Raw genomic sequence first — 17,836 nt, 5'->3', positions numbered from 1 at the left:
AAAAGTGCCTAAAACAGGCATTTTTTGGCTTTTAAATGACTTTCAGGGAAATAAAAAAATCCGTGTAAACTCTTGATTTACACGGATTTTCATCATTTGACAATAAATTGTCTTTTTTTAAAAGTGACTCAGCTGGGGCTCGAACCCAGGACCCCATCCTTAAAAGGGATGTGCTCTACCAGCTGAGCTACTGAGTCATCCTTGTAGCACCTTTGTTCCTCAAAGGCGGGTGCAAAAGTAATATTTATTTTTTTCTACACAAACCCAAAGAGTATTTTTTCAAAAAAATTAAATTTAACAACTCATACATCGCAGTTTTAATCATCCAAAATAAAATAAAATTTACAAATTCTGTTTTGCATAAAAAGCAGATTTATAATCAACTAACATCAGAGAATTATGATAATTTATTATCATCGCTCCATTTTTTTGAATAAAAAATAAAATTCGAATTATTTTTTTTGAAAAATCAAAATAAAACGATTGTTTGAAGGAACAAATTTTAATAGTAGATTTGATTTTTACATTTTACGGATACGAATCGAAAAAACACTTTAAAATACCGCAGAAAGAATAAGTGACTTTAGAAGGATATATAGTACTGGCTATAATTTTTGCCTTAATAGTAATTCTCGCAAAGGAAATCATGCGCCCGGGGCTGGTCTTTTTCACGGGAGCAGTGCTTTTGATGGCCACCGGAGTTATTAGCGAAAAAGAAACACTTGAAGGCTTTTCGAATAAAGGAATGATCACAGTAGGTATTTTATTCCTGGTTAGTGAAGGTGTCCGTCAATCGGGAATACTTAACCGGCTTGCGCAAACATACCTCCCCCGAAAAAGAGGGAAAATGGTCTTTCTGATTCCCCGGATTATGCTTCCGGTTTCTGTTCTTTCAGCATTTTTGAACAATACGCCTGTTGTCATTATCTTTGCTCCAATTATTAAAAAATGGACAGAAAAACTAAATCTCTCTTCGAAAAAATTTCTTATTCCCCTTTCTTACGCTACCATCCTGGGAGGTATGTGCACACTTATCGGCACTTCTACTAACCTTGTTGTTCATGGCCTTATATTAGAGAATGGTTATGAAGGTTTTAGCATGTTCGAACTGGGCAAAGTAGGTTTGTTTATCGCAATTATCGGAACAATTTATATGTCGATTGCCGGGAACAAACTTTTGCCCGGGAAAAAAATCCTTTTTAATTCAAGAAGTTCTACTGAATTTAAAGACTATTTCTACGACCTCATTATACCGGAAAGCAGCAGTTTTATTGGTATTGAGATTAAGAACGGCCGGATAAAAGAATTGAGAGGTCTTATCATACGCACCATTGAAAGAGACGGGAAAACAATTGAAGTAAACAAAGGAAATTACTTCATTATGCCGGGAGATAAATTATTGGTTGTAGGCAAATCAGACAGACTGAACCTTATTCTAGGAAACGACAATATTCGTTTGCGCGGTATGGACCTGATAAAAGGTGTTCCCAAAAATGAGTTAAAACAATATGAAGCGGTACTCTCTCCCCGCTTTCCGGGAATTGGAAAAACAATAACAGAATTCAATTTTTTTGAACATTACCAGGCAGTAGTTTTATCGATACACAGAAACGGAGAACGAATTACGTCCAACTTAAGCAGTTTAGAACTTAAGGCAGGAGATAATCTGGTTTTATTAACTACGGAAAGATTTGCGCAAAACTGGGGAGATTCAAAAGTCTTTTATTTAACATCCTATATTCGCGATTACCGGACAACCGGGACTTTCTGGAAAAAATGGCTCGCCTTTATCGTACTTCTATTGATGATTATTGGCAGTACGATTGGGAAATTTTTCTCTTCTCCATCGGGAATCACTTTTGATATGTTCTATTTTTCTGCCATTGCCTCGATCCTGCTTGTTTGGATGAAAATCATGCCCCATCAGAAATATACAAAGGCCATTAGCTGGGACGTATTAATAACCATTGCATTTGCGTTTGCCATTAGTAAAGCAATGCAAAATTCGGGTGCAGCAGAATCAATAGCAAGAACAACAATAAATTTCGCAAAAGGATTTGGACCAATTGGAGTTCTTGCAGCCATCTACATTTTAACAGCGATATTCACCGAAATTATTACGAATAATGCAGCGGCTGCACTGGTTTTTCCAATTGCGATGGCAGCGGCTCAACAACTAAATATTGATCCCAAACCTTTTTTTGTAACGATTGCCATCGCAGCTTCAGCAAGTTTCTCAACACCAATCGGGTATCAAACCAATTTAATCGTGCAGGCAATTGGCGACTACAAGTTCAAAGACTATCTAAAAATAGGCCTACCACTTAATTTACTGGCATTTATTTTATCACTTCTGTTGATCCCTTATTTTTGGCATTTCTAATAAAAAACCAATTTGTCTGTTATTAAATTTTTAATGAATAAAGCCGAAGAGAAAAGGGTTGAAATAAAAGTTTTATATTTGCCCACATTCTTACAATTTTGAAAAAATATAACCCAATTCATGAAGGAATATAGTTTAACAAACCTGCGCGAACTGGAAGCCGAAGCGATTCACATCATACGGGAAGTAGCCGCCGAATTCGAAAACCCGGTTATGCTTTACTCGATTGGAAAAGACTCTTCGGTAATGGTCCGGTTAGCAGAGAAAGCCTTTTATCCGGGCAAAGTCCCGTTTCCGTTAATGCATATCGATTCGAAGTGGAAATTTAAAGAAATGGTTGAGTTCCGCGACAACTACGCCAAAGAAAAGGGCTGGGATTTGATTGTTCACTACAACAAAGAAGGTTTTAAAAAAGGGATTGGTCCTTTTACCCACGGAAGCAAGGTGCATACCGATGTAATGAAAACACAGGCCCTGTTGGCCGGATTGAATAAATACAAGTTTGACGCCGCCTTTGGAGGTGCCCGCCGCGACGAAGAAAAATCACGTGCAAAGGAACGTATTTTCTCGTTCCGTGATAAATTTCACCAGTGGGATCCCAAAAACCAGCGCCCGGAACTTTGGAATATATACAATGCCAAGGTTCACAAGGGAGAATCCATACGTGTATTTCCTATTTCCAACTGGACAGAACTCGATATCTGGCAGTACATACGTTTGGAAAATATTCCGATTGTACCTCTTTATTATGCAAAAAAGCGCCCGATTGTTGATATTGACGGCAGCCTGATTATGGTTGACGATGAGCGTATGCCCAAAGAATTACGCGATAAGGCACAAATGCGAAAAGTACGTTTTCGTACCCTGGGATGTTACCCCTTAACAGGTGCAGTTGAATCAGAAGCCGACACCATTGAAAAAATCGTGGAAGAAATGATGACTGTCACCGTTTCTGAACGGACAACCCGTGTTATTGACTTCGACCAGGAAGCAAGTATGGAACAGAAAAAACGAGAAGGGTATTTCTAAGAAAAAAACAAACCAATCAAAATGGGAAAAGATACACCAAAAAACAATCATAATAACACATCAAAAAACCAGCTAGGTTCTGTTTCCTCACTTGAGGGGGAACAAGGGGGGCTTTCCATACGCGAATTTCTCGACCAGGACCAAAGAAAGGACCTGTTGCGCCTGCTTACTGCCGGCAGCGTTGACGACGGTAAATCCACCCTCATCGGACGGTTAATGTTCGACAGTAAAATGCTGTATGAGGATCAGTTGGCGGCTCTCGAACGCGACAGTAAACGGGTTGGACATGCAGGAGAAGACATCGATTATGCGCTTCTTCTCGACGGGCTAAAAGCCGAACGCGAACAGGGAATCACCATTGATGTAGCCTACCGCTATTTTTCAACTGCAAAACGAAAATTTATCATTGCCGATACACCCGGGCATGAGCAGTACACCCGGAATATGATAACCGGTGGTTCTACTGCAAACCTGGCCATTATCCTGATTGATGCCCGCCACGGAGTAATCACCCAGACCAAACGCCATACATACCTGGCCAGTCTTCTGGGAATAAAACACGTGGTTGTGGCCATAAACAAAATGGATTTGGTGGATTTTAGACAGGAAGTGTTTGAAAAAATCCGAAAAGATTATGAAACCTTTGTGGCCCAGCTCGATATTCCGGATATTCATTATATCCCGCTTTCTGCTTTGAAAGGCGATAATGTGGTGGAAACATCGGAACGCACCCCCTGGTATCACGGAAACAGTTTGCTGGAATTTCTGGAAACAGTTCACATCAGCAGCGACCGTAACTTTACCGATTTGCGTTACCCGGTGCAGTTTGTACTTCGCCCTGATATAAAATTCCGTGGTTTTTCTACTTCGGTAGCTTCCGGAATAATCAAAAAAGGAGACGACATACTGGTACTTCCTTCATTAAAAACGTCGAAAGTTAAATCGATTGTTTCATACGACGGCGAACTGGATTATGCTTTTCCACCGCAATCGGTTACCGTTACATTGGAAGACGAAATCGATATCTCGCGTGGTGATATGATTGTCCATCCCGACAACCGCCCGCGTGTAGAACGTCATTTTGAAGCCATGCTGGTTTGGATGGATGAAAACGAGATGGACCTTTCCACACCGTTTTACATCAAACACGCCAACAACAATACCAAGGCAAAAATCGACCAGGTAAGATACAAAGTAGATGTAAACACACTGGAAAAATCGAATATTGAAAATTTCAAATTAAATGAAATCGGGCGTGTGGTAATTACTACCACAAAACCTTTGTTTTTTGATCCATATACCCAAAACCGCCAGACCGGTTCATTTATTTTGATTGACCCGGTAACACATAATACCTGTGCGGTTGGAATGATTATTGACAAACTGGGAAGCAAAAACCTGCCATCAAGAATTACCGATACGGACAAAGAAACCATTGCCAAAGGGAAATCGCTTGTTACCATAGCAGAGCGGCAGAAAAAACTAAACCAGAAAGGAGAAACCATCTGGATTACAGGCTTGCACGGTTCAGGTAAAAACGAACTGGCATTCAGCCTTGAAAAGAAATTGTTTGAAAATGGTGCAACAGTGGTTCTTCTTGATGGAAGCTCATTAAGGATGGGACTGAACAAAGAACTTGATTTCTCGCCGGCCGACCGTGCCGAACACCTGCGCCGTGTGGCACACATCAGCAAAATGCTAAACGACCAGGGAATCATTACCATCTGTTCATTTATTTCAAGGAACAATTCACTGCGGAAACAGATTGCACAAATTATTGGCGAAGAACGTTTCCACCTGTTGTACATGGATGCAACAATGGAATATTGCAAAAACAACAAGCCTGAACTGTACGAAAAAGCAGAAAAAGACGAAATTGAAAATCTGCCGGGTATTGATTTGGAATACGAAAAACCCGGAGATGCTACACTGGTATTAAAGCCGGAAGAAAACGAAATCAATATTGACAGAATTCTGGATTATATTTCTGCAAATAAAATTTTCCCTGTTCATTAAAATCTGCATATGAAAATTCTCGTTACGGGGACAGCTGGTTTTATTGGCTTTCACCTCACCAACAAATTATTGATAGAAGGATTTGAAGTTGTGGGTATTGATAATATCAACGACTATTATTCTACTGAGCTAAAATTTGCACGTTTAAAAGAAGCTGGAATTTCGGAGGAAGCTGGAAGCTGGAATCTAAAAGTAAAAAGCACAAAAAATCCTGCTTATTCTTTTTACCGGATGAACCTGGAGGACCAGAAGGAAATTAACCAACTTTTTGAAACCGAGAAGTTTGACCTGGTTTGTAACCTTGCGGCGCAAGCCGGTGTACGTTACAGTATCGAAAATCCACATGCGTATATCCAGAGCAACATTGTTGGTTTTGCCAACATTCTGGAAGCCTGTCGGCACAACAACATTAAACATTTGGTGTACGCCAGTTCATCGAGTGTTTACGGAAACAGTAAAAAAATGCCGCTTGCCACTTCCGACTATGTTGATAATCCGGTTAGTTTGTATGCTGCTACAAAAAAAAGCAATGAACTGATGGCACATACTTACAGCCATCTGTATGGTATCCCTACCACAGGCCTACGATTTTTCACCGTATACGGCCCCTGGGGAAGACCGGACATGGCATATTTCTCTTTTACAAAAAATATACTGGCTGATAATTCCATTAAAATATTTAACCACGGCGATTTATACCGCGATTTCACATACATTGATGATATTACGGAGGGTATTCTGAAAATTATTCAAAAAGCGCCTGAAAAGCAGCCACCTTATAAAGTATACAACATAGGAAACTCATCGCCTGTAAAACTGATAGATTTTATTGAAACCATTGAAAAAGCTTTGGGGCAGGAAGCAAAAAAAGAATATTACGACATGCAGCCGGGCGATGTATACAAAACTTTTGCCGATGTTAGCGAATTGGAAAAAGATTTTGCTTACGCGCCAAATACTTCGCTGGAAAAAGGAATTGGTGAGTTTGTAAAGTGGTATAATTCGTTCTATAAATAAAAGAACGTCTGGTTCCCAATAAAAATCAACGCATCCAAATTTAGGTTCCGGAATTTGAAAGATATTGTCTACAACTCTCAAAAAGAAAAGACCTAAGATTATTTGTTCTTTTAAAATTAACTATTTCCTTGTCAATCTGTTTAATTGTAAAACAAAAAGGAAACATCATGAATGCCAGCCAAAACAAACTTTCACCGGAAGAGAAAAAGGAACTGTTCAGAATATTAAAAAACCGTTTTGAAAAAAACATGAACCGGCACAGCGATCTAATTTGGGAAAAAGTAAAATTAAAACTGGACAAATCTTCAGAAGAAAAATTGTGGGCGCTAAATGAAATGGAAGAAACGGGAGGTGAGCCGGATGTTGTGGAATATGATGAACAGGCGGACGAATATATTTTTTTCGATTGCTCGGCAGAAAGTCCCAAAGACCGCAGGAGCATCTGTTATGATCGTGAGGCTTTGGAGTCGAGAAAAAAACATAAACCGCGAAACAGTGCGATAGATTTGGCGGCCACTCTAGGCATCAAAATTCTGACAGAGGACCAATATCGGAAACTGCAAAAACTTGGAAACTTCGATTTAAAAACGTCGAGTTGGGTGAAAACGCCCGATGAAATCAGAAAACTTGGCGGCGCCATCTTCTGCGATCGCCGCTACAATACCGTTTTCACCTACCATAACGGAGCAGACTCATATTATGCAGCCAGAGGATTCCGCGGCTGTTTAAAAGTATAAAACACAAAATAAATATAAGAAGCCCTCCGAATTTCTGCTGTTGTAGTTTATTTCGATTGTATAGTATTTTTGATTAATTTACAACCCCAAAAGCAAAACCTTGAAACCAAATTTAAAAAAGATCGCATTTTTATTTCTGTTCCTTTTTATTTACCTGAAAGGATTTTCAACAGTACTGGAGCCAGTCAAGGTCGACATTATAGGATTCGATACTAACACCAATTCAATATTTTTTACACGGACCGACTGGGCTGAATGTGACTGCAAAACTGAACTATTTATCTACAAAATTGATAGCAATTCAATTGAAAAAGACCTGAACTGGAGTTCCCGGTATGATTTTGAAAAAAACAGAGAGGAAGTTATCAGAAAAAAAGGGTTTGCATACCTTTCACATCCTGATACTACAGCACTTCCCGGTTTTATTTCGCTAAAGTGGGAACCCGAAATTAAATACATCAGTAAAGCTTCCCAACGCGAAACAACCGGTCTTCCTTTTAAAATATCGATATTTGGGCGAGAATATAAATATTACCAATGCTCAAAGGAAAGCGGAGCGCCGCAAATAACAAATTTTGAAATAAACAAAGATTCAGGGTTGCTGCTAATCACATTTCAGGGAGATTGTTTCGAAGGCTACTGGATAGACTCCCTGATTTATTATTCTAACGAGGACAAAAAAAAGTACTGCAAAAAACTTACAGCAAATGATGTTAAACCGCTGGAGATCTTAAAATAAAGAAAAATAAATGGCCGAATTTATTCAACCCAGTGACATATTAAAAGACTTTATAAAAGGATATTATATTGTTGAGATCAATAGTTCAACTCCTTTTCTACCATGTGAACGTGTATTTCCAACCGGAAATGCCTGCATGGTTTTTCATTACGGCTCTCCATCTTTGTTTATAAAGAAAAGCTCCGATGCATATATTGAACCCAACCTTGTAATTTGTGGCCAGCAAAACAGCTATTACGATTTGTCTCTGGCTGGCAATACAGGTATGATTCTGATTATTTTTACGCCCTATGGACTTCAGGCTTTTTTTCATTTTCCCGCCAAAGAGTTATCAAACGAGAATCTTGCATTCAAAGACCTTACAAAAAAAGGGGCCAACGAACTGGAGGACAAACTACTAAGTTCCGAAAACAATAAACAAAGAATAGAAATTCTGGAAAGCTTTTTTATTCAAAAACTTATTTTTAGCAAAGATTTTGAACGTATTGAGTATGCTGTAAAACTAATTGAACAGTATAAAGGACAAATTAAAACCCGACAACTGGCAGGAGAAATATGCCTGGGAATCAAACAATTTGAACGGATTTTCTCTGTTCATGTCGGAATGACTCCAAAAAAATTCTCTGGTATTGTCAGGTTACAGCATATTATAAAAACAAAAAACAAGTACAAAAATCCGGATCTGAATCAATTGGCTATCGACAACGGATATTACGACCAATCACATTTTATTCATGATTTTAAAAAGTTAACAGGCCAAACTCCCGGAGACTTTTTTAACAAAAAATAATAAAGACGATTTTTTACAATTGTCTTTATTTTTTATCGCCTACTTTTACTTAAAAGAAGCTAAAACGATGAATAAAATTGAACAAAAGCACAAACAGGTAATCGACTTCTACATCAAAAATGCAGATAAAAATGTGGTAAAAAAACTTTCCCGGTATTTCAGAGAAGGACTGGATGCTTATGGCTGCGACAGGAAAAAGGAGGAAGCACAACACAACAGATGGCTAAAAGAATGGGAGGAAGATATGACAACAAAAGATTTTCTTGATTTTGGAGACAGATTGGTTGCGACAGGAAAGTATGAAGAAGCCCACTGCGCGACATATTTTATTCTCTCAAGAAAAAATGAATTTACTCCGGAAACCTTTGAGCGAATTGGAAAATGGCTGGAAAATGGAATTCAAAACTGGGCAAATACCGATGCTTTGTGTATGTCTGTTTTGTCAATTTTTATTTTTGAAAAAATTGTTCAGCCAAAAGATTTCTCAGGATGGACCTCATCACCGTCTAAATGGAAAAGAAGAGCTGTTCCGGTAACCTTTGTTGAAGCCATAAAAAAGGGACATCAGGCTGATTCATATTTAAAGGTAATTGAAAATTTGATGGAAGACCCGGAAGAGGATGTTCAGAAAGGACTTGGGACTTTTTTACGGGAAGTATGGAAAAATGATCCTGAAAAAGCAGAAAACTTTCTTTTAAAATGGAAAGAAAAATGCGGAAGAAAAATTATTCACTATGCCACCGAAAAAATGAGTAAAACAGATAGGGAAAGGTTCAAAAGAACAAAAAAATGAAAACGAACAATCAACCAGATATCGCCTTAATCTCATATTGCGGGTTTTATTGCGGAGCCTGTCCAAAGTATATCAAAAAAGAATGTTCAGGCTGCAAAGGAGATGCTCCCGACTGTGCTGTTGGGTATAAAACCTGCAAAGTGAGACCATGTTGTATTAAAAACGGTTTTGATTCCTGTGCCAGCTGTAACAAATATAAAACCATAAAAAATTGTAAAATCTACAATCCTCTTCTTGTCCGGTTCGGGCAATTTATCACACAAACCAGCAGAAGAAAAGGCATTGAGATGATAAAAGAAAAAGGAGAAAGTGAGTTTATCCGGTTTATGATGGACAAAAACTGGGTGACAATAAAAACAAAGAAACAATAAAAACCGTATTCTTGGTTTTCTCTCAATAACAGTTCCTTAACAACTTTTTCCAAACTGTTAACACAAAGCCTGTATAATGGGTTTTAACTTTGTACAAAAAGTAAAAATCACTCATTATGAAATCCTTATCTTTTTTATTAATGCTTCTGCTAATAAATCTTGTTTTTATAACTGAAACATCTTTTTCGAAATCCTTTGAAAAGAAAGACTTTCCCAAAATTCAAAAACTGGGAGAAATTGCGCCAAATCTGTATCAAAGTGGAAATTTATTTTTTAGCGGACAACCCAACCTGGAAACATTCGAATGGCTAAAAACGCAGGAAGTAGACTTAATAATTAATCTTCGTTCAGAAAAAGAAAATGATGAATTCGCAAAATCAGCATTTAACGAAAAAGAGAGGGCAGCCATTCTGGGAATGAAGTATATTTCCATCCCTGTTTTAGGAAATGATTCATATACAAAAGAAAATTTAATAAAATTTGGAGACGCACTAAACAGCCGCTACAACAAAGTATTCATTCATTGTGCGAGTTGCGGAAGGGTAAGTAATTTTATGATTGCATACCTGGTTCAATACCAAAATTACGAGATGAATGAAGCAATTGATTTCGGCAAACAACTCAGATTCTCTTTTCCTCTTGAAAATTTGCTGGACAAAAAAATTATTTGGAAAACAGATTAGATCCATTTCAAAAAAATTTAAGGAGTAACCCTCATCAAAAAGTTACTCCTTAAATATAAAATGGCAGAACTGTAAGCCGGGTTCTGTCATCCCGGTTACCCGGGAAGCTTTATCATTTATCTGGCTCCGGCATCACTGTCGGAGTCGTGCAGCCTACCCCTCCTGATTTCCTTGTGCGAAGAGAAGCAAAGCGGGCAGCTTCGCAGTACCGCAACAGCGGCAAACTACCAGAATATACATGGCCTTGCAACCCGTGAGACGTACGGCTGACGATGTCGCCATCATCACCGGTGCGCTTTTACCGCACCTTTTCACCCGTTCCCCGTAATGACACGTCAAAACAAGGTGGTTATTTTCTGTTACGTTGCTATCCTTTTTCAAAGATCTTCCCGCTAGGAAACACGGTGCCCTGTGTTGCCCGGACTTTCCTCTGCCGACTATAATTGCCGGCAGCGATAAAGCGGTCTGCCACTGCAAAAGTAAGGAAAATGATTAAGGATTAAAGATCAACGATTAAGTGAATTTGCGATTTTGTAACTTTTTTCCGGATGAAACAAAAATAGCAGTCAATTCTGAAGCCTCTTGTTCCAGCTTATTTCTTTCTTCCGATTTAATAAGATTGAGATCAGCAATTAATTCCAGCCAAAATTCTGATTCATCTGCTTATTCAATAACAATACTTGTTTTAGAAACAAATGAGGCAGTTGACTGAGCAAGATTCGCCGCTCTATAATTTGCCGCAACAGAAGTCAAACCTCAATCAATTGACCTTTGATATGATTTCCCAAAAATGCATCTGGGAGTTCCTCTAAAAGATGAATACAATCGATACAAAATCTTTTTGTACGTTTTTTGAGGTCTCTTTCTTTTTCTATAACAAAATGCTTAAGTGATTAATTCGGTCTAGTTTACAACTTCCCAAATTAATCCTTTATCTTTCATCCTTATACCTTTCACCCTTTCCTCAAAATCACCATTGTGGCGCCGTAGCCGTATTCTTTGAATGAGGCGTCCTGAAAATAATATTTTGAAAATCTGGATTTGAGCAATTTGGCAACTTCCTGTTTTAATACCCCTTGTCCCAGTCCGTGAATAAAAACAATCCGTTTTACATGCGAACGGATAGCTTCATTCATTTCCGACTCTACTTTTTCCAACTGAATTTCCAACATTTCGCGGTTACTCAATCCACTAGCATCGTCAAGCAATTCCTGAATATGCAAATCTACTTCAACCACCTCCGCCGACTTTTTCCTGGAAGGAGCTTGCGGAGCTTCCGCCTTTTCTTTTGATTTTACAACCTTCTGCAAATCATCGTCGGTTAATTTATCCAACTCAACCGCCAAAACATTGGGCGTAATTTGCAAAACCATCGCATTTTTCCGGAAAAACACATTGGGCTGAAAACTCTTTTCCTTATAGAACTTCACCGGGCTGACTTTAAATTTTTTTGCAACCGATTGATGCAGTTCCTTTTCGTTATCCTGAAAATAAAGCAATTGAAAAACAAAGTCAGGTAAATCAGTTAAGTCATTCTGCTCGATACTTTCCAAATTAACTTTTGAATTGGGCTGAACCGAACCAAATGTAATAAGCTTGTATTTTTCATCCCGATAATGCGAGTAACGATACAGTAAGGTAAAATTGCTATCGTTAACCAAAACCAGATGAGTTTCTCCGGCGAGCGGATTTTTTGAATCATCGGGAACAAAACAGAAATAAAAATCGGGCGACGTTTTTCCGGCCAGTTTCATTCCTTCGGTTTGCTGCGGTTCCGGTTCGTTTTTTACTGACTCTGTAATTCGTTCAGGTGCAGGCTCCTGCTCAATTCCTTTTTCCTCCCGCTCAAATTCACTTAAATTCACCAGTTGAGAAACCGGATAAGGAATTTCAAACCCGTCTTCGCCTTCAACATTCACCGTAGTTTTATTTACAAAACTTGTTACAACTCCCCCGCCAACATCATTCAAAAAACGTACTCTGTCTCCAATTTTTACCATTTTCGTAGAATTTTCTGCAAAAGTACAATTTAAAAATCAAGCAACAGCCTTTCGCAAAACAAACGCAGGGCGCACAACGAAAAAATACTACTTTTGCGGTTGAAAAAAGAGAAAAATTGAGTTCGTACAAAGACATAAAAATTACCGATTTCTCCTACAACCTTCCCGAAGAACGAATTGCAAAATATCCGCTGAGCGAACGCGACAAATCGAAACTTCTCACCTGGAAAAACGGGGAAATAAAAGAAGATATTTTTGAGAATTGCGGTCGGTATTTGCCGGAAAATGCACAGTTGGTTTTTAACAACACACGCGTAATTCACGCACGTTTGTTTTTCAGAAAAGAAACCGGGGCAAAAATCGAAATTTTTTGTTTAGAGCCGATTGAACCAGCTGACTATCAGATCTCTTTCCGGCAAGCAGAAAAAGCAACCTGGAAATGTATGGTTGGAAATTCAAAAAAATGGAAAACCGGAATTCTCAAAAACCAATTCAAAATTGACGGAAAAACAGTTACGCTGTGCGCAGAAAAAAAAGCACAGGAAGAGAATTCATTTTTGATTGAATTTAGCTGGAACGGCAATTTTCACTTCTCTGAAATAATTGAACAAATTGGGCAACTTCCCATTCCTCCTTATTTAAATCGCGAAACAGAGGAATCGGACGAAAAAACCTACCAGACCGTTTATGCAAAAACAGATGGGTCGGTGGCGGCTCCTACAGCAGGTTTGCATTTTACAGAAAAAGTACTTTCACAACTTTCCGAAAAAAATATAGCGAACAAAGAAATCACGCTTCATGTTGGTGCGGGAACTTTTCAGCCGGTAAAATCCGCAACAATTGAAGGGCACTCCATGCATCACGAGCAAGTTATTGTTAAAAAATCTATTATTGAAAGTTTTATTCAGAACCCGGAAAATATAATTGCGGTGGGCACAACCTCGGTGCGTTCAATGGAAAGTTTATACTGGCTGGGCTTACAATTGGAAGACGATACATTTAACCCCGGTTTCCCTGAAGTACTTCAATGGGAACCTTATGAAAAAGAAGCTGTGATAACTACTGAAAAGGCTTTGCAAAATATCCTCAATTATATTGAAAGTTCCAGGCTGGAAGCAATTCAGTTTTCTACACAAATCATTATTCTGCCGGGCTACGATTTTAAAATTATTAGTGGAATGTTTACCAATTTTCATCAGCCACAAAGCACACTCTTGCTTTTAATCAGTGCATTTTTGGGAGAAAAATGGAAAGAAATTTACGATTATGCGCTTGAAAACAATTTCCGCTTTTTAAGTTATGGCGACAGTAATTTATATATGAAATAACAATGGAAAATAAGAACAAAGACGGACGACTTCGAAAAAATATCAAGATTGGACTGGAAGTTGAAATCGTACAAAAACACCATCAGCAAACCGGCGAATTAACCGATGGTATTGTCAAACGAATTTTAACCAACTCAACAAACCACCCACACGGAATTAAAGTTATGCTTGAAACAGGGGAAGTTGGGCGTGTAAAAAGAATTATTGTGGAGGATTAAATCAAAACTCCAAATAAATATTTCACTGTTAACAAATCAGTTATCACCCCCTCTTTTCTGAATAATATTCCGTTTAATCTGATTTAATTCTTAGGTTTGCAGCCTTTTTCAGAAGCAAACAGTTTAGAAAACACATTTAAGGTATGATTACAGTTGCAAATTTGAAAATTCAGTTTGGAAAACGCGTTTTATTTCAGGATGTTAATTTGAAATTTACTGCGGGAAACTGCTACGGTGTTATTGGAGCCAACGGAGCCGGCAAATCTACTTTTTTAAAAGCCATTTCGGGCGAAATTAATGCTACGTCGGGAAACATTTCACTCGGACCAGGCGAACGACTTTCGGTATTAAGCCAGGACCACTTCGCATTTGACGAGTTTACCGTACTCAACACCGTATTAAAAGGACACACTCAAATGTGGGATTTAATGCAGGAAAAAGATGCCCTGTACAACAAACCCGATTTTTCAGAGGAAGACGGCATGAAAGCCGCTGAACTGGAAGAAACTTTTGGAAACATGGGAGGATGGAATGCTGAAAACGATGCAGCAACGTTGCTTAGCAACCTGGGCATAAAGGAAAAATTCCACTACACCCTGATGAAAGATATGGACGGTAAACAAAAAGTAAGGGTGTTGCTGGCACAGGCTCTTTTTGGAAATCCTGATAATTTGTTACTTGATGAGCCAACCAACGACCTTGACCTGGAAACTGTTCAATGGCTTGAAAATTATTTGTCGAATTACGAAAACACGGTATTGGTGGTTTCACACGACCGACACTTTCTCGACGCGATTAGCACCCACACAGTAGACATCGATTTCGGAAAAATAAAACTGTTTGCCGGAAACTACAGCTTCTGGTACGAAAGCAGTCAGTTAGCATTACGGCAACAAAAAATTCAAAATAAAAAGGCAGAGGAGAAAAAGAAAGAACTGCAGGAATTTATTTCGCGTTTTAGTGCCAATGTGGCCAAATCGAAACAAACCACCAGCCGCAAAAAAATGTTGGAAAAACTTAATATTGAAGACATTGAGCCGTCAACACGCAGGTATCCGGGAATAATCTTTACTCCGGATCGTCAGGCAGGAAACCAAATTCTGGAAGTAAACGGACTGAGTGCCAGTGTTGATGGAAAACTACTTTTTAAAGATGTCGATTTTAAGGCTGAAAAAGATGAAAAGATTGTTTTTCTCTCAAGAGATACACGGGCGATGACCGCCTTTTTTGAAATTATTAGCGGGAATAAAAAGCCTGATACAGGAACTTATCAATGGGGACAAACCATCACCACTGCCTATTTACCACTTGATAATTCAGACTACTTCAACAGTGACATGACGCTGTTTGACTGGCTTTGCCAATTTACAAACGACACTACTGAAGTTTTTATCCGCGGGCAACTGGGAAAAATGCTTTTTGCAGGAGAAGAAATCTATAAAAAAGTGAATGTACTTTCCGGAGGTGAAAAAATACGTTGTATCATCGCAAAAATGATGCTTGAAGGTGCCAACGCACTCATTTTAGACACGCCAACCAACCACCTCGACCTGGAATCCATTCAGGCTTTTAACAATAACCTGATTAAATATCCCGGTAATATTTTTATGTCGTCGCACGACCACGAGTTTATTCAAACCGTTTGTAACCGGATTATTGAATTAACTCCCAACGGAATTATTGACAAATTAATGGATTACGACGATTATATTTCAGACGAAAGAATTCGTGAACAGAGGGAAAAAATGTATGCAGAATAATTTGGCAGCGTTACATTAAGAAGCTCTATTCCCTGTTGCTGTAAAAACGTTCCAGAATGGAGCCGTCGTTGGCTTCTTTTGAAAGCGACTCGATGGTATTCTTTGGCACATCATAAACATCCAAAACAATCAATCCGTCAAGACAGTTATTAAATTTTGGATCTACGTTAAACCCGATGATTTTTGAATTCAGCTTGATATACTTCTTCAAAAGAACCGGTAGCCCTGAATTCGTTTCATCCAAGTCGCCGATGGTTTTATCCAGGCGGTTGATATCACGCTCCATATTCTCCATCAGAATATTAATATCCGGATTGTTACTTTTAAATTTGTAACTGTTCCTCGGTTTTATGTGTTGCGCCATTTTCCAGTTCAGATGATTCGACATGATAAATTTAATAATCAGGTCTTTCGAAATTTTTGAATAATTATTACTGATGCTCACCGGACCGATCAAATAGCGGTACTCCGGGTTTTTCAGCAAAAAGTAAAGAATCCCTTTCCAAAGCAAGAAAAGCGGCATTGGTTTTCGCTGGTATTCTTTAATCACAAACGAACGTCCAAGTTCAAGGCTTTCACTCAAAACAGGTTTAAACTCCTCATCAATCCGGAAAAGAGTATGTAAATAAAAGCCACGCTTCCCGTATTGAGTAAGGATGTCTTTCCCTAAACCAATCCGGTAAGCACCAACCAGGCGTTGTTCTTCTTCATCCCAGATAAACATCTGGTTGTAGTACAAATCAAACTCATCAATATCAATGCTCTGATTTGTTCCCTCCCCCACATCGCGAAAAGTAATTTCACGAAGCCGGCCAATTTCATTCAAAATATTGGGAATTTCTTTTGAAGGAGCGCAGTATGCCGTATAATTTTTAAGATTAAACAGCGTGTAATCCTGTTTTATTTTTTGAATTTCCTTTAAAATTTCTTCTTGTGGAACGGGGTCAATAATGGCCTCAGGTTTCGAGGATGGTTTCATTGAATAATTAAAGAATCGCCTGACTTCAATATTCGATTCCATACTGTATGTTTTTGCCCGGACAAAACGCCCGAACTGGTACACATCGTCGAATCGATCCTGCTCTTCAACCTTTATCGGACTGCCTATCCGAATTTTGATGTTTTTATGCTTTTTGCTGAGCAGTTCGGAAGGAAGCCTTACCTGCCGGAGCGAAGGGTGTATTTTGGCCAGAATATGAAAAAGGCGGCTGTTTGTTCCCTGAAAATGTACAGGAATAACCGGCACTCTCGCCTTTTTTACAAATTTAACCACCGGAAACTGCCAAACGTGATCGGTAGCGCTGTCGAAAGTACCGTAAGTACTTACATCGCCGGCCGGGAATAAACACAAAACCCCTTCGTTTTTTAAATGCGTAATGGCCTGTTTTATTCCGGCAAAACCATTTTCTGTATTGTTTTTATCAAATGGATTATCAGCAATAAAATAGTTGGAAACCGGTTCAATTTTCTGCAACAAAAAGTTGGCGATAACCTTTACATCGCTTCTGACCATTGAAAGGTATTTTATCAAAATCAGCCCGTCAAGTCCTCCAAACGGGTGATTGGAAACCACTATTACCGGACCTTTTTGAGGGATCCTTTTTAATTCCTGTTCATCAAACTCAATATTAAATTCGAAGCTTTTAATCACCTCGTCTATAAATTCGAGTCCATGTTTTTCAGCTATCTGGCTGTAAATTTTATTTAGTTTGTTGAAACGGAGAATATACATCAGAAATTTGGCAAAATATTCACCTCCGAGTAGAGTAAATGCAGGACGTGTTTTAAAAATGTCCTTAGGTTTTAATAATTCCATTTATTGCTGCATTACGATTAAAGCCAACCGAAATAAAGGTACAAAAATAGAATGTTTTTTCAATTTTTATTTTTTATCACAGCAAAACACACCTCTTCTTTGACCGCAAATATTATTTTTGCTGGATATCAAATAAATACACAAATAATTTTGTAA

At 38.5% G+C, this 17,836-nt stretch carries 15 protein-coding genes, 1 tRNA gene, 1 other RNA gene and 1 pseudogene; 13 read left to right on the top strand and 5 right to left on the bottom strand.

Features of this window, described 5'->3' with window-relative positions:
- Positions 1 to 124 precede the first annotated feature (124 nt).
- A tRNA-Lys gene (locus tag K5G00_RS16075) sits at positions 125 to 197 on the bottom strand.
- Between the two features lie 380 nt (positions 198 to 577).
- Between K5G00_RS16075 and K5G00_RS16070 the strand changes: the two genes are divergently transcribed.
- From K5G00_RS16070 to K5G00_RS16025, 10 genes are all read left to right on the top strand, one after another.
- Positions 578 to 2,383, top strand: coding sequence for an SLC13 family permease (locus K5G00_RS16070; protein WP_238767203.1), 1,806 nt, complete (start codon positions 578 to 580; stop codon positions 2,381 to 2,383).
- A 120-nt stretch (positions 2,384 to 2,503) separates the two neighbouring features.
- Positions 2,504 to 3,412, top strand: a complete 909-nt coding sequence (gene cysD / locus K5G00_RS16065; RefSeq protein ID WP_238767202.1) for a sulfate adenylyltransferase subunit CysD — start codon at positions 2,504 to 2,506, stop codon at positions 3,410 to 3,412.
- A 21-nt stretch (positions 3,413 to 3,433) separates the two neighbouring features.
- The gene (gene cysN / locus K5G00_RS16060) at positions 3,434 to 5,428 is read left to right on the top strand and encodes a sulfate adenylyltransferase subunit CysN (RefSeq protein ID WP_238767201.1); all 1,995 of its coding nucleotides are present in this window, start codon (positions 3,434 to 3,436) and stop codon (positions 5,426 to 5,428) included.
- A 9-nt stretch (positions 5,429 to 5,437) separates the two neighbouring features.
- Complete coding sequence (locus K5G00_RS16055; protein ID WP_238767200.1) at positions 5,438 to 6,445, top strand: NAD-dependent epimerase; 1,008 nt, start codon at positions 5,438 to 5,440, stop codon at positions 6,443 to 6,445.
- 167 nt (positions 6,446 to 6,612) lie between these two features.
- Complete coding sequence (locus tag K5G00_RS16050) at positions 6,613 to 7,182, top strand: DUF4256 domain-containing protein (RefSeq protein WP_238767199.1); 570 nt, start codon at positions 6,613 to 6,615, stop codon at positions 7,180 to 7,182.
- A 100-nt stretch (positions 7,183 to 7,282) separates the two neighbouring features.
- Positions 7,283 to 7,921: a hypothetical protein gene (locus K5G00_RS16045; RefSeq protein ID WP_238767198.1), complete on the top strand. Its 639-nt coding sequence runs from the start codon at positions 7,283 to 7,285 to the stop codon at positions 7,919 to 7,921.
- A 10-nt stretch (positions 7,922 to 7,931) separates the two neighbouring features.
- The gene (locus K5G00_RS16040; protein ID WP_238767197.1) at positions 7,932 to 8,711 is read left to right on the top strand and encodes a helix-turn-helix domain-containing protein; all 780 of its coding nucleotides are present in this window, start codon (positions 7,932 to 7,934) and stop codon (positions 8,709 to 8,711) included.
- Positions 8,712 to 8,778: 67 nt separating this feature from the next.
- A complete protein-coding gene (locus K5G00_RS16035) occupies positions 8,779 to 9,504 on the top strand; it encodes a DNA alkylation repair protein (protein WP_238767196.1) in 726 nt (241 codons plus the stop codon).
- Positions 9,501 to 9,875 (top strand): DUF3795 domain-containing protein, encoded by a 375-nt coding sequence (locus tag K5G00_RS16030; RefSeq protein WP_238767195.1) that lies wholly within the window; start codon positions 9,501 to 9,503, stop codon positions 9,873 to 9,875. The genes K5G00_RS16035 and K5G00_RS16030 overlap by 4 nt, the downstream gene beginning before the upstream one ends.
- 116 nt (positions 9,876 to 9,991) lie before the next feature.
- Positions 9,992 to 10,558, top strand: a complete 567-nt coding sequence (locus K5G00_RS16025; RefSeq protein ID WP_238767194.1) for a fused DSP-PTPase phosphatase/NAD kinase-like protein — start codon at positions 9,992 to 9,994, stop codon at positions 10,556 to 10,558.
- A gap of 56 nt (positions 10,559 to 10,614) precedes the next feature.
- On the opposite strand, the gene rnpB is transcribed toward K5G00_RS16025, so the two are convergent.
- The 3 genes and pseudogenes from rnpB to K5G00_RS16015 form a co-directional block, all read right to left on the bottom strand.
- An RNA gene (gene rnpB / locus K5G00_RS16020) (RNase P RNA component class A) lies at positions 10,615 to 11,030 on the bottom strand.
- A 41-nt stretch (positions 11,031 to 11,071) separates the two neighbouring features.
- Positions 11,072 to 11,209: pseudogene (locus K5G00_RS30205) on the bottom strand (four helix bundle protein); the annotation flags it as partial.
- A 302-nt stretch (positions 11,210 to 11,511) separates the two neighbouring features.
- Positions 11,512 to 12,558, bottom strand: a complete 1,047-nt coding sequence (locus tag K5G00_RS16015; protein WP_238767193.1) for a Smr/MutS family protein — start codon at positions 12,556 to 12,558, stop codon at positions 11,512 to 11,514.
- A gap of 116 nt (positions 12,559 to 12,674) precedes the next feature.
- Here K5G00_RS16015 and K5G00_RS16010 point away from each other — a divergent pair, with 116 nt between their 5' ends.
- The 3 genes from K5G00_RS16010 (at position 12,675) to K5G00_RS16000 (ending at position 15,864) form a co-directional block, all read left to right on the top strand.
- A complete protein-coding gene (locus tag K5G00_RS16010; protein WP_238767192.1) occupies positions 12,675 to 13,886 on the top strand; it encodes an S-adenosylmethionine:tRNA ribosyltransferase-isomerase in 1,212 nt (403 codons plus the stop codon).
- Positions 13,887 to 13,888: 2 nt separating this feature from the next.
- On the top strand, positions 13,889 to 14,104 hold the full coding sequence (locus K5G00_RS16005) for a YwbE family protein (RefSeq protein WP_238767191.1): 216 nt from the start codon (positions 13,889 to 13,891) through the stop codon (positions 14,102 to 14,104).
- A 143-nt stretch (positions 14,105 to 14,247) separates the two neighbouring features.
- Positions 14,248 to 15,864, top strand: a complete 1,617-nt coding sequence (locus K5G00_RS16000) for an ABC-F family ATP-binding cassette domain-containing protein (RefSeq protein ID WP_238767190.1) — start codon at positions 14,248 to 14,250, stop codon at positions 15,862 to 15,864.
- Positions 15,865 to 15,889: 25 nt separating this feature from the next.
- Here the strand turns inward: K5G00_RS16000 and K5G00_RS15995 are convergent, their stop codons facing one another.
- Positions 15,890 to 17,680, bottom strand: coding sequence for a GNAT family N-acyltransferase (locus tag K5G00_RS15995; protein WP_238767189.1), 1,791 nt, complete (start codon positions 17,678 to 17,680; stop codon positions 15,890 to 15,892).
- Positions 17,681 to 17,836: the final 156 nt, after the last annotated feature.

The sequence above is a fragment of the Maribellus maritimus genome, from assembly GCF_022267315.1.
Taxonomy (GTDB): Bacteria; Bacteroidota; Bacteroidia; order Bacteroidales; family Prolixibacteraceae; genus Draconibacterium; species Draconibacterium maritimum.
The sequence above is the reverse complement of the archived record's forward strand: the minus strand, read 5'-3'. Positions and strand labels throughout refer to the sequence as shown.

What these genes read in the sequence shown, in the direction of transcription:
- K5G00_RS16030 (WP_238767195.1), top strand. Translation starts at nt 9,501, where the DNA reads ATGAAAACGAACAATCAACCAGATATCGCCTTAATCTCATATTGCGGG.
- cysN (WP_238767201.1), top strand. Translation starts at nt 3,434, where the DNA reads ATGGGAAAAGATACACCAAAAAACAATCATAATAACACATCAAAAAAC.
- K5G00_RS16025 (WP_238767194.1), top strand. Translation starts at nt 9,992, where the DNA reads ATGAAATCCTTATCTTTTTTATTAATGCTTCTGCTAATAAATCTTGTT.
- K5G00_RS16055 (WP_238767200.1), top strand. Translation starts at nt 5,438, where the DNA reads ATGAAAATTCTCGTTACGGGGACAGCTGGTTTTATTGGCTTTCACCTC.
- K5G00_RS16040 (WP_238767197.1), top strand. Translation starts at nt 7,932, where the DNA reads ATGGCCGAATTTATTCAACCCAGTGACATATTAAAAGACTTTATAAAA.
- K5G00_RS16005 (WP_238767191.1), top strand. Translation starts at nt 13,889, where the DNA reads ATGGAAAATAAGAACAAAGACGGACGACTTCGAAAAAATATCAAGATT.
- K5G00_RS16000 (WP_238767190.1), top strand. Translation starts at nt 14,248, where the DNA reads ATGATTACAGTTGCAAATTTGAAAATTCAGTTTGGAAAACGCGTTTTA.
- K5G00_RS15995 (WP_238767189.1), bottom strand. Translation starts at nt 17,680, where the DNA reads ATGGAATTATTAAAACCTAAGGACATTTTTAAAACACGTCCTGCATTT.
- cysD (WP_238767202.1), top strand. Translation starts at nt 2,504, where the DNA reads ATGAAGGAATATAGTTTAACAAACCTGCGCGAACTGGAAGCCGAAGCG.
- K5G00_RS16050 (WP_238767199.1), top strand. Translation starts at nt 6,613, where the DNA reads ATGAATGCCAGCCAAAACAAACTTTCACCGGAAGAGAAAAAGGAACTG.
- K5G00_RS16035 (WP_238767196.1), top strand. Translation starts at nt 8,779, where the DNA reads ATGAATAAAATTGAACAAAAGCACAAACAGGTAATCGACTTCTACATC.
- K5G00_RS16015 (WP_238767193.1), bottom strand. Translation starts at nt 12,558, where the DNA reads ATGGTAAAAATTGGAGACAGAGTACGTTTTTTGAATGATGTTGGCGGG.